The following is a 15,868-nucleotide window of genomic DNA, read 5'->3' as shown; positions in this document are numbered from 1 at the left end:
TCAGACTTGCGCGGCGCGGCGCAGCGTATCGACGATGCCGGCACGGCTGGCGCGAATCGCGTCGAGGCCGCTTGCGGCGGATTGCCAGAACTCCGGCACCGCATGTGCCGCAAAAATGCGCGCCGCGAGTGCCTCGGCATCGAAACTCGCCGCATTCGCAACCCAGTCGCTCACGTTCAGATCGCCGTACGCGCCGAAGCCCTTGCGTTCGTAGCTCAGATGGAACGCCGGCACGCCCTGCAGAATCGCTTCGAGCGCGCCGTGCAGACGCACCGACACGACGACGTCGGGCGTATCGCTGGCGAGTAGCTGCTTGAGGCTCGGCAGCGGTTCAGCGATGCCGAGCCGGCGGTAGTACGCGGCATCGTCGTTGCCGCGGCCGGTGCTTTGCACCGCATAGCTGAGGCGGCATTGCCCAGCCAGCAGCGATACCAGACGCTGCACCGCCTGCGCGTAATGCAGACGCTTGTGTTGCGGCCAGGCGGGTGCTTCGCGCAACACCAGTGCGACATGGCGCACTGCGCCGTCGCGCCGCGCGGCGCGCGTGAGCACGGCGTCGTGCTGGCGCTCGAATTCGAGCACGGCGAGATCCGGTGCGCGCGTCGCATTGCCGGCCGGCGCCATGAACGACAACGAGCGGTCGTCGCGCACGAACACCGATGAGAACCCGCCCAGCAGACCTGTCAGGCGCGCGCCGAATCGCGCCGACAGCGCGCCGTTGCCGGCCGGCGCCGGCCCGATGCTTTGCGGCAAATACACAGTGGGCTTGCCGGCTGCGCGCGCCGCGCGCATCTGCAACATGTGGCCGACCTCGAGCTTGACCGCCTGCGCCGCGTTGCGCGCGCGCAGATAGCCACCGCCCACGCCGACGATCAGATCGGCCGAGTCGAGCCGCGCGCGCAACTGCGCCGCGCTGTGCGACGTACATCCGGCGCAAGCCGCAAGCGCCTGCGCCACACGGGCTGCGCCGGCGTGCCCGAGCACGGGTGCCGCGCACACGTCGACATATTCCGGAAACGACGCCGGATCGGCCGCGACCACCGCGACTTCGGTCTGCGCCCCCAGCGCTTCACGCAACAGCGCGACCGACAGATCGACCAGCAACCCGTCTCCGGAATTGCGGCGGCTATATGCGTGCAGCAGCACGACCTGTTTGACCAGCCTCATCGGGCCGCCTCCTCGATCACTTCGTGATAAACGTCGAGCGTGCTCGCCACCATCCGGTGCGCCGAGTAGCGCTCGACGGCGCGCGCGCAGTTGGCAGCCATCCGGCTGCGTAACGGGGCATCGTCGAGCAGCGTCAGCAACGCCTGTTCGAATTCGTGCAGCGCGTCGTCGTTGGCGACGACCACGCCGATGCGCTCCTGCGCAACCAGCGCATCGGCGCCGGCCACTGCGGTCGTGACGATCGGCAGGCGAGCCGCCATCGCTTCCAGATACACGTATGGGAAACCTTCGTAGCGGCTCGGCAGCGCGAACACGTCGAACGCGCTGAAGCAGCGCCGCGCGTCGACCACGCGGCCGGCGAAACGTACGTTGCCAGGCAGCTCATTCGGCGCCACGCCCGCCGCCGCTTCGATATCGCCGGAACCGATCAGCGCGAACTGCACCCGCGTACCGACGCGCCGCTCGATGCGTGCGGCGAGCCGAACCAGCCGGTCGATGCCTTTCTGGAACTCGAGACGGCCGACCACGCCGACCACGAATGCGTCAGGCGACAAACCGAGCATGTCGCGCGCGGCATCGCGCGGCAGCATCGCGAACGCGGGCACGCCGTTATAGATCGTGCTGATAAGCTCGCGCGGGATGTTCAGCGTGTCGTGCAGATGGCGCGCTTCGTCGGCAGACACGGCGATGATCCGTTCGCTGCAGGTGCGGCCGAGCAAGCCTTCGACCGAGCCATAGAAGCGGCGCGCTCCAGGCCTCAGATAGGGGTTGAGCGTGTAGACCGCGTGTGGCGTGTAAACCCGGCGCCATGCGCCGAAACTCAGCCGCGCCAGCACGCCGGCTTTCGAGCTGTGTGCGTGCACGACGTCCGGCTTGATGCGCGTCAGCGCACGAAACACGTGTACGAACGAAACCAGGTCGCGCCATGACACGCCGCGCTGCATCGGCACCCGCGTCACCGAGCTGCAGCGCTCGAGCACATCCGCATTCAGGATGCTGGCGTCGAAGCGCTCGCCGAGCGGCGCGATCAGATGGACTTGCGCGCCGTGCGCCGCAAGCCCAGCGATCAGGTCCACCAGGTGCACGGCAACGCCGCCTCCTGCTGCCTCGACGACCAGCGCGACGCGCAGCGGACGGCGCCGCGCGGCTTGCCTGGTTTGCTCGCCTTGAGCGTCCCGAGCGCCTCGTGTGTGTTGCGCCTGCCCTGCAGCAGGGCTCCGTTGCGACACATCGACGCCGTCATCCGCTCGCGAGATAGCCTGTGGTTCGCTGCGCATCATTTACTCCACCGTCCGCGCAGCGCATCGAGCCAGCCGCGCCGTGCGCGTGGCTCTTCCAGCCGGCCATAGTCGTAATGCGTAAAGCGATAGCTGCCGTACTTGCTGCCGTACGCGAGGCGTGCGGAGCGCGGCGCGACGCCGTTCAGCACCACGCCGGAAGCGCGCAGCCCCGCATGTTCGAGCCGCTTGAGCGACTCGCGCAGCTCGCCGATGCGCGTCTCGCTCGCTTTCGCGACCAGCAGCACGAGGTTCGTGCAGCGGCCGAGCAAGGCCGCATCTGCCACCGCCAGCAGCGGCGGCGCATCGATCAGGATGTAGTCGTACTTCGTGCGCAGGCGTGCGAACAGCGCGTCGACCTGATCGGACATCAGCAGTTCGTCTGGATGCAGCGCGGCTCCGCCCGCGGCGATGAAGTCAAGCCGCGGATGCTCGAGATGCTGCAGGGCAGCGTTCTCGATGGCGCTGCCGTCAAGCAGTTCGGCGAGGCCCGGCATAGCACGCGCGCCGAAATACCGATGCAGATGGCCGCGCCGCAGGTCGCCGTCCACCACCAGCACGCGCTTGCCACCGGTTGCCAGCAGCGCGCCGAGATTGGCCGCGATAAACGATTTGCCTGCGGAGGGCGCGGCGCCTGTCATCAGCAAGGTCGGGCACTGCCCGTCGAAGCGCGAGAAATGCAATGCGGTGCGCAAGCTGCGCAGGCTTTCGACCGCCGCGTCGCGCGGTACCGCCTCCGCAAGCAGCGCTGCCCCAAGGCGCGCGGCCGCAGGCTCGGTATTCAACGTGCCTTGTGCCGCCGAGAACGGTATCGACGCGAACACGTCGAGCCCGAGATTGCGCTCGATCTCGTCGGCACTCGTCACGCCACCGAACAGCAAATCGCGTACGAATGCGAACACCATGCCGATCACCAGCCCCATCAGCACACCGGCGGCAATCACCACCGGCCGCTTCGGCTTGACCGGATCTTCAGGCGCCACCGGCACGTCCACCACGCGCACGTTGCCGACCTTGCCGGCCTTCAGCAGTTCGAGCTGCTGTGCGCTGTTCAACAAGGTGGTGTACAGGTCCGTGTCGACTTTCACGTCGAGCATCAGCCGCGCGGTCTGCTGCTGCAGCTCGGGCAACCGTGCGAGCGCCGTGTCGACGCTTGCCTGCTGTGTGCGCAACGCGGCGATCTGCCGGTCGATCGCCACCATGCCTGGGTGCGCACCGTTGAAGCGCGTCGCCAGATCGGCGCGTTTTTGCTGCAGCGTCAGCAGCGCCGTTTTCGCTTCGGCCGACTGTTGCAGCGCGAGTTTCGCTTCTTCGGTCAGATCAACCGTACCGCGCGCATCGCGCAGCGCCGTATAACGCTGCTCGGCTGCTTCGAGCCGCTCTTTTACCATCGGCAGTTGCGCATGCAGGAAGGCCAGCGATTGCGCCGCATCCGCCGACTTGCGCTCGACGTTCTGGCGTACGTATTGATCGCCGATTTCCTGCAACGTGCGGCGCAGCGCCTGAGGGTCGCCGCCTGCCAGAGTCGCAACCAGCACGCCCGACTGCTTGACCTTTTCCTGTACATCGAGGGCTGTTTGCAGATCGTTGATCGTTTTCAGGCGCGAATGGCGTTTCAATATGAAGCGCGTGCCGGGCTGCGCGTCGGCGCCGTTGACGAGCAGCATCACCGGACCGTGGCGCGTGGCGAATGCAGCCTGGGTGCCGATCGTGCCACGCCCGGGTTCGTCGAGATCCGAGCCGGTGAAACGGTAGTGCCCACCTTCCTCGAGCGTCAGCGTGAAGCCGTCGTCTTCGAATTCCTGCGGCACGTCGAAGCGCACCACGTCGATGCCCTCCTCGCCCCACGCATAGCCGCCGATGCCGAATACGCCCGGCGCCGTCACGCCCCGGTTGAAACGCGAGATGAAATCGCCGATCAGCGGGAAACGCTTCGGCGTGGCCTCGACGTAGAGGCGCAGCGTATCGACCGTATTCGTGATGACGAGGCGCGACGCGAGAATCTGCGCCTCGGCGGCCGCCGTCGAACGAATGTCGAACAACGAGCCGACGTCGCCGACCACGCTGGTCGTCGAACCGCTCGCCGACGAATCCTCGACTTGCACGACGATGTCGGCCTGATACTGCGGATGCGACAGGAACGACCATGCGGTCGCGGCCAGCGCGAAGCACAGCGTGATGCAGATAATCAGGTAGCGGTTGGACACGATCGTGTCGATGACAGACACGAGGTCGAACTCGGCTTGGTTGTCGGGGTGTTCCCCGTGCGCGGACAACATGGATCGGTTCCGGATTGCAGATTGAACGGAGTGGGCGAGGCCGGGCTGGGTAAGGCCGCGGCTGGAGCTTTTTAATGCGCGCCTGCGTCGGGCAGCGCGCACGCTTGCGTGGGTTCGGCAAACACCGCAATGCGCCCGGCCCACACATCGATTGCGCGCACAACGGTCGCCGCGCATGCGTCGAAGCCCTCGCGTGGGCCGCGATACGGGTCTGCGATATCGAAATGGCGCGGCACGCCGCCCGCATCGAGCGCGATACCCAGACTGAACACGCGGCCGCGCGCAAACGGAAAACGCTGCTCGATATAGCGCCGCTGCGCGTGTTCCATCACGAGCACCAGTGCAGCCTGCGCGCACAGCGCCGCATCGAGCAGACGCGCGCGATGTGCGGCCAGATCGAGGCCATGCGCGCGCAGCGCGTCGCATGCACGCGGGTCGGCCGGTGCGCCGTCACGCGCGGCGATGCCCGCGGACAGCACCCGCCACTCCGGCATCCGTTGCGCGAGAAGCGCCGCGGCCATCGGGCTGCGGCACAGGTTCGCGTGGCACACCACGAGCAAAGAGGCCGGCATGTCAATTCCCGAGTGCGGCGCGTTCCACCGCATAAGCCGCGCTTGCGCTGCCGGTCAGTTGCGAGATCACGCGGTTCCAGCGCACCACTCCGGCCGCATCGACGTAGACGATGTCGTTCGGCTGCAGCGGTACCTGTTGCGCGAGAGCCAGCGCAAATGGAGTCTGCGCATCCAGGTGGAACACATGCAACGGCACGTCGCCACTGGCAGGACGCACCAGATAGATCTGCGCCGGGTTGCTGGTGGCGGGGTTGGCGGCAGCCTGTCCCAAGGCTTGCGCGAGCGTCAGGCGGCCGTCCGAGTGAAACGGCAACGGCCCCGGTTTTTGCACTTCGCCCATCATGAACACGCTGTAGTCAGTGGCGGGCGGCACTCGCACTTCGTCGCCGTCGAGCAGCGCGATGCGGGTCGCATCGAGCCCGCGTTCCGCGAGATGCGGCACGTCGATCCGATACCGGCGCCCGGCGCGCATCAGCTCGACGCGGCTCAGATCGCCGTTGGCCGTCGCGCCGGCGGCGGCGTGCAGTGCGTTGGCCAGCGTCATCGGCACGTCGGTCACGGGCTTCAGGCCAGGCGCGTGCACTTCGCCGTTCACATAGACTTTCTGGCTGCGAAAGCCGACCACGCGCAGCGAAATCTGCGGATCGCGGATGTAGGGTGCGAGGCGTGTGGCCAGCAGTTGCTGTGCGGCGGATTCGCTCAGGCCCGCTACCTTCAGGCGCTTTGCGTAGGGAAACTGAATCGTGCCGTCATGGCCGACCACGAAGCCCGGCACCGTCTGGCTCGTCAGGCCGACGCTCGCCGGCAACGCGCCGCCGGTGGCGCCGATGTCGTACGTCAGGTTCGGCACCACCAGTTCCGGGTGATCCCAGACGATCACCGACAGCACATCGGCCGGGCCGATCCGGTAGGGTTTGGGTGCGGCTACGAGGGTGCGTGCGTCGTCCGTTTCGGCAAAGGTCGTGCGGATCGCCGATGCCGCATTGCTGCCCGCCACCAGCGCCGGCGTAATCTCGATGATCGCGGATGGCGCGGCATCGGCAGTCTGGCCAGCAGGAGTGTCGATACGCATGCCTGGCGCAATCGCGCACGCTGATAGTGCAGCGCACGCGGCAACGGCAATTGCCCACGTGGTAAGTCGGACTTCCATCATTCGCTTCTAAAAACATGACGACGCAACAAGGTTTGCCGCGTCAGGACAAGAGCGAATGCGCGCCACGTATTCAGCAAGCCTCGCCTCGGAAAGCGGACAATCGTAAGCGGGCCTGCCGCGCAGGTTCGGCCAATATCCGAACCGTTTTCGCCAGGCACTCATCTCTTTTTTGTCAGCGTTGGCAAACGTCGCGCGGCGCTTGTGCGGCGTGCGCGATCGCGGCCCGGCCAACTGCGGCCCAACCGATCGCGGTCCGACCGAGCGCGGCCCGGCAGTAATGTCCTGAAACACTTTCGACGCTTCTGTGACGAGCCAACCGGAACTCGTGCCGCATCGTGCGGGTCAGTTCGAAGGTCGCGCGGCGCACTGCCGCATCCCGAATCGTCCATGCGTGTCGCGCCCTGCCGATGCGCACGTGCGACGTCATTGCATTGCCCCGTGTTGTGCCCCATAACCATGCAAAAAGCGTCTTCCCGGCTGGTAGAACTCGATTTCTTTCGCGGGCTCGTGCTGCTCGTGATCGTCGTCGACCATATCGGCGGCAGCATCCTGTCGCGCTTCACGCTGCACGCGTATGCGTTGTGCGATGCCGCCGAAGTGTTCGTGTTTCTCGGCGGATTCGCCACCGCCATCGCGTACAACAGGCTCGCGGCACGGCACACCGAAGCCGCCGCGCGTCAGCGCTTTTTCAAACGCTCGCTCGAGTTGTACCGTGCGTTTCTGATCACGGCGGCGTTGATGCTGGTCGTCACCGCAGTGCTCACCGCGCTCAAGGTCGACGGTCCGAATCTCGCCACCGTCGATTTCGACGATCTGCTCGACACGCCTGCCACTGTGTTTAGCGACATCCTGCTGTTCCGCCGTCAGCCGTATCTCGCTTCGGTGCTGCCGATGTATGCGTTCTTCGCATTGTCGGTGCCGGCGGTGCTGCCGCTTGCGCGCAGCAAGCCATGGCTGCTGCTCGCCGGCAGCGTCGCGTTGTGGGCCGCAGCACCTGCGCTGGCCGGCCGCTTGCCGATCGAAGACGGCGCGCAATGGGACTTCAATCCGTTCGCATGGCAGCTGATGTTCGTGCTTGGTGTGCTCGCGTGCTGCCAGCCGGTCTATCAGCGCGTGAGCGCGCACCGCTACGGCTGGGTCGCCACGGGGCTCGCTGTCGCTGCAGTCGCTGCGGGTGCGTACTATCGGCTGTGCGTAGAAAGCACGCCGTTCGATGCGGCCTTCAAGCAGAACCTGTCGATGCTGCGCGTGCTGAATTTCGTCGCGCTTGCATGGCTTGCCGCCAACCTGATTCGCGTCGGCTGGGCTAAACGGGTCGCCAACCGGCTACCGTGGATCGGACAGATCGGACGCAAGGGGATGCTATGTTTCGTCGCCGGCACGGTAATTTCACTGCTGGTCGACTCGCTGCTGTACAAGGCGACTGACGGCTATCTCGACGTGCCGCTCGGCCTCGTTGCCGATGCGGTCGCAATCGGCGCATTGATTGCGGTGGCCAAGGCCTCCGTGCCGATTGCGCGGGCTTTCGCGCCGCGCCTCGGCAGTTCGTCGGGTTAGGTGCTCAAGCGCCGGCTTTGTGCTTTTGTTTGCACCTTCCTTTCGTTTCCCTTTTCATTGCGGCGTTCGCCCGTGAATGCCGCAGCCGGCGCCGCATGCACATCACGCATCACGTGCGTCATGCCTCGCGCACGAACTCCGTCCATAGCACCATCAGCACCGTCATCAGCGCGGGGCCGATGAAAACGCCGAGCAGCCCGAAAGTTTCGGCGCCGCCGAGAATGCCGAACAGCACGAGCAGAAACGGCAGCCGCGTCGAACTGCCGATCAGCACCGGCCGCACGAAATGCTCGGCGATAAACACCACGACGAAGCCGAATACCGCGAGGCCGATGGCACCCACCGTGCCGCCGTTGATAAACAACCATAGCGCGGCGCCGCAGAACACCAGCGGTGCGCAGAACGGCAGCATCGCCGCTACCGCAGTGACGAAGCCGAGCAGCGCCGCGTGCGGTACACCGACCACCATGTACGCGATCCCGAGCAACGCGCCTTCGCCGATACCGACCACCACCAGCCCCGCCACCGTGCCGCGCACGGCTGCGGCCATGCGCTCGGCAAGCTGCGCGCTAGTCGTGCCGAACGCACGCCGGATGCCCTTCAACACCGAACCGGACAGATTCGGCCCCGCCTGAAAGATCACGAACAGCGTGACGAGCGTGAAGCCGAACACCATCAGCGCATGCACGGCGCGCACGCCGAACTGCCGGCTCAGCGTCACCACCGTACCGCTGTGCAGCCCCTTCATGGCCGGCGAGCCCTTCAGCGGCTGGCCGAGGTTCGTCTGCCACCAGTTCGCGAGCGGTTCGGCGCCGAACGGCAGATGCGTGATGAAATCAGGTACCTGCACGCCATTACGCTCGACGTCGTGCAGCCAGACGATCAGATCGTGCGCTTCCTGCGCCGCCTGTGTGATGCCCACGCAAGCGGGTAGTACGAACAAGAGCGCGATCGCTACAGTCAAGAACGTCGCGATCGTGGTCCTGCGGCCGGCCAGAACCGGCTGCCGCTCGAGCTTGCGCAGCAGCGGCCACAGTGCGATTGCGATCACGCAGGCCCACACCACTGCGGGAATGAAGTCGCGAACGACCCAAAGCGCCAGCAGCAGCAGCCCCGTGTAAAGCCCCGCCGACGCGAAGCGCTGCATCTTCCGGCGATTCTGCGTGTCCGTGTCGGCCTGTCCCTGGGCGGAACGGCCAGGCGGAATTGATGGGGGGCGTGGAATCATATGTGGTCTTCATCCGTTAACGGGAGGGCGAGGTCTGTCCGCGAGTCTGTCGTCGGTCGCGTGCCCCGCTCAGAAGCGTCGCACAGCCTGCCGGTTCGCACATCTTAAATGACGCGCGAGGCTGGCCTGACAGTACGTGCAGCCTTGCGCGGCAGACCGCACCTGGCAGATGCCGCCGGGTTCAGCCGGCTTGCACAGCTTGCCTGCTGTCTGGCACGTACATCGACTCGCGCTGCGATTATTGCGAAACATGCAACAGTATTTCAATGCCCGCACAATGGCTCTGACGCGCGTGCGGGTCTACATTCGGGCACATCCTTATTTACGGAGCCGGTAATGACGACGTTAGAGTGCATACCGCTGATCGGTGCCAACGGCTTACGCATCGAGATTCTCGAGCGCTCCGAGAACACGCTGGTGATCCGCTGGGTCGAACCGGGCAAATGCCACTACGGCGAACAACGTTGGCGCCGCCGTTCGGCACACACTTCGGGCACCTGCGCGGTATCGCGCCGCAAGATCCGCCGCGGCGACGCGGTCTTCAAACCTGCCGAACGGCCTGCGCCGCTCAATGCAGCCGCCATGATCGCGGCCGACATTCTCACCAATCTGATCAGCAATCTGTAGCGACACACACGCGTCATCGTACTGTCATACGTTATTGCAGGATTATTCCGGTGCATCTGCACTGCTTCGCTGCCGATTGCGCGTGAGACCGATCACGCGCCCCGCATGAGCAGGCGGGGGCAGCACAGCCGCGGCAGCCGCCAGCGCCTCGACACGCAGGTTCACGTCGCTGTCGAAAGCCACTGCGCGCGGCCCGCGCGTATCGACGTGCAGCAGCAGCTGTTCGCTTGCAGCGACCGGCGCGCTGTGCGGTTTTGCAAACATCTCGAGGTACAGGTGTAGCCGTTTCGCATCGTGCGCGATGAGCCGCGTATCGACGCGCAAGCCCGCGCCCTGCCGGGTCTCACGCAGATAGAGCAGATGCGCCTCGAGCGTATAGACCGAGCGCTCGCGCGCGGTGCGCGCCGCGGCATCGAGGCCGATGAAATCCAGCACCGCATCGGTTGCGTAGCTGAACACCAGCATGTAGAACGCGTCACGCATGTGGCCGTTGTAATCGACCCATTGTGCATGCACCACGTCGTGGTAAGGCGGTAGCGCCACAGGCGGTTGCTGCGTCATGCCCTCTCTCCTTTTTCTGCACGCAATGCGCGTCGCGCGACGCATGGTGGCCTGCTGCGCCGTTTTGCAGACGATAACGTAACCCGTACTGCAGTTCAGCCGCGGCCTGCCGCGCCGCGCACAGCTTTCGTTGGTGCAGATGCGTTGTACCAACGCATAACCGCTGCACGCGTCACCTATGCGTTGGTATAACCCGCCTCGCACGCCGCATCCCCATGCATTGCCCGGCTATGCCGACGTATCGAAACACGACGCGATCATCGAGAGCGCACGGCTCCTTCGTATCCCTTTACGCTCGCGCGCCGCACGCCTAAATTTCATCCAACGCAAACGCCGGCACCGGCAAGCACTGCAAGCAGCAAACACGCTTGCCGGGCGCAGTTCGCGCAATGCAACACCTGCCCGAACCGTCACGCTTCAGCCGTTTTGCCCAGCGTATCAGCAAACCGGCTGGCGACTCGCATCAGTTAGCGATGCTATTCGTCATTCGCAGGCAGGCGCGTTGCGTTCGATCGATCCGTGCATTGCAGTTCTCATATCTATTCTGGAGGTATTCATCATGAAAAAACTTTCCCTGTTGGTTGCACTGTCCGCCGCACTGCTTGGCGCTCCTGTCGCATCGTTTGCACAAACCAGCGGCGCGTCGGCTAACGTCGAAACAACTCAATCGGTGCATGCGCAAGCCGCCAGCACGCCAGAGCGCACCACCGCCGACTCATACGGCGGCACGACCAGCGGTTCTTCAGCGGCAGGCTTTGGCAAGCACGCGGCCAAACAGGCATGTGTCGGCCCGGTGAGCTTCTGCAACATCTATTTCGGCAGCTAGGCGGGCCGCCGGGTTGCCAGCCAGGCTGACTGGCAACCCGGCGACACAGTGCGACCCATTCCCTATCGAAAGGCAAGTTTCCCAATGAAGTCATCGAACGCAATCAAGACAGCAGCATCCGTGTTGACGTTGTCCGCGGCGCTGTTCTCCGCCGCAGCCGGCGCCGCTACCGCACAACCGCAGCATGCGCAGCAAACCGCCAGCGCGCCCGTCAAGAACATCGTGCTGGTACACGGCGCGTGGGTCGACGGGTCCGGCTGGAAGCCCGTCTATGAAATCCTGACGAAGGACGGCTATCACGTGACCCTCGTGCAGGAACCGCTGACCTCGCTCGAAGGCGATGTCGCGGCCACGAAACGCGTGCTCGATCTGCAGGATGGTCCGACGATCCTCGTCGGACACAGCTACGGCGGCTCGGTGATCACCGAAGCCGGCACCGATTCGCACGTGGTCGGTCTCGTGTATGTGGCCGCGCATGCGCCGAACGTCGGTGAAGACGAAGGCACGCTCGGCAAGGGCAAGCCGAGTTTCACGGCCCAGCAGCCAGGGGCGATCGAAAAGACCGCAGACGGTTATACCTATCTGAATCCAGCAGACTTTCCGCGCGACTTCGCCGCCGACCTGCCGCTCAGGCAAGCGCAGTTCGAAGCACATTCGCAGATGCTGACGTCCGCCAGCGTATTCACCACGCCGCTGACTGCTGCCGCGTGGACCACCAAGCCAAGCTGGGGCATCGTTGCGGGTAACGACAAGATCATCAATCCGGATCTGGAGCGCTGGTACTACGCACGCGCGCACAGCCATACCACGGTGATTGCCGGTGCGAGCCACTCCGTCTATGAATCGCGGCCGAAGCAAGTGGCGGCCGTGATCGAGGATGCCGCACGGCACGCAGTGCAGTGACGGGTGACGCGGCCTCGCCGTTGCAAGGCGAGGCCCGCGTCGGGGCCGGACGTGCGGTTCGACGTCCGGCTTTTTTTGCGTGTGGCTTTGCTGTTACTGGCGGTGCTTCGGCTGTCGCCCCGCCTATTCGCGTTCATCGCCCGTTGCATCGACGTGCCACGGCGTCTGTTGCGCCGCGTCGCTCTGGTTGAACTGCAACCTGATCAGTCTCAACGCATACGCCATCACGACCAGATCCGCGAACGAACTCGCCTGCATCTTGCGCATCAGATTGCTGCGATGGATCTTCACGGTCACATCGCTGATGCCGAGACATTGTGCGATTTGCCGGTTCACCATGCCGGACGTCGCAAGTTGCATCACTTCGCGCTCGCGCTCCGATAGCCGCTCGTAGCGCGCGGCGATGTCGGCATTTGCATTGAGCGCCGCGCGCTGCTTGCGGTCGCGTTCCAGCGCCGCCCAGATCGCATCGAGCAGATCCTGATCGCGCAGCGGCTTGGGCAGAAAGTCGACTGCGCCAGCCTTCATCACCTGCACGCACATCGACACGTCGCCGTGCGCACTGATGAAAATCACCGGAATCGGGTCGCCGCGCGCGTTCAACTCACGTTGCAGCGCGATGCCGCTCGTTACGCCATGCAGCCTGACGTCGAGTACCAGACAGCTCGGGCCTGCGTGATTGCGCTCTGTGGCGAGGAACGTGCCTGCATCGGTAAAGCCGTGCACGGCGAGGCCAATCGATTTGACGAGGTTGCATAGCGCGGCGTTTAGCGCGATGTCGTCGTCGACGATGTAGACGGTCGAGGTGGATTCTTCGGGTGGGGGCGGTTCGGTAAGGTTGGTGCTCACGTTGCAATCGCGGTTGTACGACGCCCGGTCTGGTTGCGCCGCTATCCCGACCGAAGGTCAATGCAGTAAATGAATCGGGCAAGCCCGCTGGCAAATGCCTGCGGCACATATGGGCAGTATCGTGCCGCACCGCTACGCGTGCTACGAAGCCAGATGCATAGCTGCTATGAGCGCTGCGCCCTGCAGCGCCGGGCCAGGGCGTTGCAGGTCATCGCCGACTGCGTTAATGTGAACCTCCGACGAACCCGGCTACAGGGTGCGCAAACGCAGCACTCAATCCGCCCAGAGGGACTCCCATGGCCGATACCGATACCGACCGCGCCCCGCTTGCGCCTGCCATCGCAGCGCAGCAGTTCTCGCTCGACGTACTGCTCGAAAAATACGCAAAAGGCGACGAACGCAGCGTCGACGACGTCTACCGGCGTGTCGCGCGCGGCGTCGCAATGGCCGAGCCCGAGGCGCTGCGCGCCACGGTCGAGGCACGCTTCGTCGACAACCTGCGGCACGGCGCGCTCGGTGCCGGCCGCATCATGAGCGCGGCCGGCACCGAAGTGGCCGCCACGCTGATCAACTGCTTCGTGCAGCCGGTCGGCGATGCGATCCAGGGCGTCGACGAACAGGGCCTGCCGGGTATCTATGTAGCGCTGCTGCAGGCGGCGGAGACGATGCGGCGCGGCGGCGGAGTCGGCTACAACTTCTCGGCCATCCGCCCGCACGGCGCGCGCGTGCGCACCACCAGCTCGTCGGCGTCGGGGCCGTGCAGCTATATCGACGTATTCGACGCATCATGCCGCACCGTCGAAAGCGCCGGCTCGCGGCGCGGCGCGCAGATGGCGGTGCTCGACTGCACGCACCCGGACCTGCTCGAATTCATCGAGGCGAAGCATTCGAAGGGGCGCTGGAACAACTTCAACGTCTCGGTGGGCGTCACCGATGAGTTCATGCAGGCGGTCGAGCGCGATGAACCGTGGCAGCTGGTGCATCGGGCCGAACCGTCGCCGGCGCTGCGCGCGGCCAACGATCTGCAGCAGCGCGCCGACGGCATGTGGGTTTACAGCGAACGGCGCGCGCGCGACATCTGGGACAGGATCATGCGCTCGACCTACGACGTCGCCGAGCCGGGCATCGTGTTTATATCGCGGATGAACCAGGACAACAACCTGCGCGCCATCGAGACCATCCGCGCCACCAACCCATGCGGCGAACAACCGTTACCCGCATACGGCTGCTGCAATCTGGGGCCGCTTAACCTGACGCGCTTCGTGATCGAACCGTTCGCGCAACGCGACGGCGGCACGCCGTCATTCGACTGGCATGCGCTTGCGCAACGCACCCGTACCCAGGTGCGTTTTCTCGACGACGTGCTCGACGTCACGCTCTGGCCGCTTGTCGAGCAATACGACGAATCGCGCGCGAAGCGCCGCATCGGCGTCGGCTTCACCGGGCTCGGCGACACGCTCGTGATGCTCGGTCTGCGCTACAACTCGGCAGAAGGGCGCGAATTTGCCGCGCGCGTCGCACGGCTGATGCGCGATGAAGCGTATCGCGCATCGGTGGAACTGGCGCGCGAGCGCGGCGCGTTCACGCTGTTCAATGCCGCGCAATATCTGGAGGCCGGCACCTTCGCGTCGCGCCTGCCCGATGATCTCAAAGAGGACATCCGGCGCTACGGCATCCGCAACAGCCACCTGCTATCGATCGCGCCGACCGGGACGGTGAGCCTCGCGTTTGCGGACAACGCGTCGAACGGCATCGAGCCCGCGTTCTCGTGGACCTACACGCGCATGAAGGTGATGGCCGACGGCAGCCGCGCATCGTTCGCGGTGGAAGATCATGCGTACCGGCTGTACCGCGAGCTCGGCGGCGACGTCGACAGGCTGCCCGAGGCTTTCGTCAGTGCGCTCGAGATGTCCGCGCGCGATCATCTGGAGATGATGGCCGCCGTGCAGCCGTTCATCGACACATCGATCTCGAAGACCGTCAACGTGCCGGCCGACTATCCGTTCGACGCATTCGAGAGCCTCTATTTCGATGCGTGGAAAAGCGGCCTGAAAGGCCTCGCGACTTACCGTCCGAACGAGACGCTCGGCGCCGTGCTGAGCGTGACACCGCAGGCCGACGATGCGCTCGCCGAGAACGATCTCGATCCACTGCGGGTGGCAATCGATCACCGGCCGAAGGGCGAGCTGCCCGCGATCATCGAGAAGGTCGAATACCTGACGCAGGCCGGCAAGAAATCGCTCTATGTCGCGGTGTCGTTTATCGAGGTGACCGGCCGCATGGCCGGCGCCGACGTGACGATCGAGCGGCCGATCGAATTCTTCATTCCGGTCGGACAGCGCGATGAATCGCAGCAATGGATCACCGCGACGATGCGCTCGCTGTCGCTGGCCGCGCGCGGCGGTTTTGTCGCGCGCAATCTGCAGGACCTGCGCAAGGTGTCGTGGGACCGCGGCCAGGTGCGGCTTGGCGACGTGCAGCGGCTCGACGGTGTGCGCACGCCGCGCTGGCACGATTCGGAAGTCGCGGCGCTTGCGTATGCGATCCAGCAGATCCTGCACCGGCGCGGTTTTCTCGATGCGGAAGGCAACCAGGTGCCGTCGCGGTTGCTCGCGCATCTGCCGCGCGCGCCGCGCGTCGCGCTGCCGCTTGCGGCGAGTTTGAACGCGCAGCAGGAAGCGCCGGGAAATGCGGTGGAAAGCCTGGACGGCGACGCTCACGAAGCAGGTTTGCGCGAGCTGCGCACGATGCACGGCCGCAAGTGCGGTTCGTGCGGTGCGAATGCGGTGATCCGGAAAGACGGGTGCGATTTCTGTACGGCGTGCGGGGAAATTGGTGCGTGCGGGTGACGCTGGTGACGGTGGTGACG

13 protein-coding genes are annotated in these 15,868 nt (G+C 65.3%); 5 read left to right on the top strand and 8 right to left on the bottom strand.

The window, feature by feature from the left end; genetic code table 11:
* The 5 genes from ACYVNQ_RS12755 to ACYVNQ_RS12735 all read right to left on the bottom strand — a co-directional run bounded on the left by ACYVNQ_RS12755 (position 1) and on the right by ACYVNQ_RS12735 (position 6,367).
* Entirely contained in the window at positions 1-1,167 is a 1,167-nt protein-coding gene (locus ACYVNQ_RS12755) for a polysaccharide pyruvyl transferase family protein (protein WP_460902858.1), read from the bottom strand.
* Entirely contained in the window at positions 1,164-2,447 is a 1,284-nt protein-coding gene (locus tag ACYVNQ_RS12750) for a glycosyltransferase (RefSeq protein WP_460902857.1), read from the bottom strand. The genes ACYVNQ_RS12755 and ACYVNQ_RS12750 overlap by 4 nt, the downstream gene beginning before the upstream one ends.
* Entirely contained in the window at positions 2,444-4,723 is a 2,280-nt protein-coding gene (locus tag ACYVNQ_RS12745; protein ID WP_460902856.1) for a polysaccharide biosynthesis tyrosine autokinase, read from the bottom strand. Before ACYVNQ_RS12745 ends, ACYVNQ_RS12750 begins: the two co-directional genes overlap by 4 nt.
* A 71-nt stretch (positions 4,724-4,794) precedes the next feature.
* Positions 4,795-5,295 carry a low molecular weight protein-tyrosine-phosphatase gene (locus ACYVNQ_RS12740; RefSeq protein WP_460902855.1) on the bottom strand — a complete coding sequence of 167 codons (501 nt, stop codon included), beginning with the start codon at positions 5,293-5,295 and terminating at the stop codon, positions 4,795-4,797.
* A gap of 1 nt (position 5,296) precedes the next feature.
* A complete protein-coding gene (locus ACYVNQ_RS12735; protein ID WP_460902854.1) occupies positions 5,297-6,367 on the bottom strand; it encodes a polysaccharide biosynthesis/export family protein in 1,071 nt (356 codons plus the stop codon).
* A gap of 537 nt (positions 6,368-6,904) precedes the next feature.
* Between ACYVNQ_RS12735 and ACYVNQ_RS12730 the strand changes: the two genes are divergently transcribed.
* Positions 6,905-8,005, top strand: a complete 1,101-nt coding sequence (locus ACYVNQ_RS12730; protein WP_460902853.1) for an OpgC domain-containing protein — start codon at positions 6,905-6,907, stop codon at positions 8,003-8,005.
* Positions 8,006-8,123: 118 nt separating this feature from the next.
* Here the strand turns inward: ACYVNQ_RS12730 and ACYVNQ_RS12725 are convergent, their stop codons facing one another.
* Complete coding sequence (locus ACYVNQ_RS12725; protein ID WP_460902852.1) at positions 8,124-9,233, bottom strand: AI-2E family transporter; 1,110 nt, start codon at positions 9,231-9,233, stop codon at positions 8,124-8,126.
* Between the two features lie 336 nt (positions 9,234-9,569).
* Here ACYVNQ_RS12725 and ACYVNQ_RS12720 point away from each other — a divergent pair, with 336 nt between their 5' ends.
* Entirely contained in the window at positions 9,570-9,860 is a 291-nt protein-coding gene (locus ACYVNQ_RS12720; protein WP_460902851.1) for a DUF3331 domain-containing protein, read from the top strand.
* Between the two features lie 42 nt (positions 9,861-9,902).
* On the opposite strand, the gene ACYVNQ_RS12715 is transcribed toward ACYVNQ_RS12720, so the two are convergent.
* On the bottom strand, positions 9,903-10,421 hold the full coding sequence (locus tag ACYVNQ_RS12715; protein WP_460902850.1) for a thioesterase family protein: 519 nt from the start codon (positions 10,419-10,421) through the stop codon (positions 9,903-9,905).
* Positions 10,422-10,599: 178 nt separating this feature from the next.
* Here ACYVNQ_RS12715 and ACYVNQ_RS12710 point away from each other — a divergent pair, with 178 nt between their 5' ends.
* Positions 10,600-11,247: a hypothetical protein gene (locus ACYVNQ_RS12710; RefSeq protein ID WP_460902849.1), complete on the top strand. Its 648-nt coding sequence runs from the start codon at positions 10,600-10,602 to the stop codon at positions 11,245-11,247.
* Between the two features lie 84 nt (positions 11,248-11,331).
* On the top strand, positions 11,332-12,150 hold the full coding sequence (locus tag ACYVNQ_RS12705; RefSeq protein ID WP_460902848.1) for an alpha/beta hydrolase: 819 nt from the start codon (positions 11,332-11,334) through the stop codon (positions 12,148-12,150).
* 123 nt (positions 12,151-12,273) lie between these two features.
* On the opposite strand, the gene ACYVNQ_RS12700 is transcribed toward ACYVNQ_RS12705, so the two are convergent.
* Positions 12,274-12,999 (bottom strand): response regulator transcription factor, encoded by a 726-nt coding sequence (locus ACYVNQ_RS12700; RefSeq protein ID WP_460902847.1) that lies wholly within the window; start codon positions 12,997-12,999, stop codon positions 12,274-12,276.
* 296 nt (positions 13,000-13,295) lie between these two features.
* On the opposite strand from ACYVNQ_RS12700, the gene ACYVNQ_RS12695 reads away from it, so the two are divergent.
* A complete protein-coding gene (locus ACYVNQ_RS12695) occupies positions 13,296-15,848 on the top strand; it encodes an adenosylcobalamin-dependent ribonucleoside-diphosphate reductase (protein WP_460902846.1) in 2,553 nt (850 codons plus the stop codon).
* Positions 15,849-15,868 lie beyond the last annotated feature (20 nt).

Source organism: Paraburkholderia jirisanensis (assembly GCF_054782355.1).
This window is presented reverse-complemented; position numbering and strand designations above follow the sequence as displayed.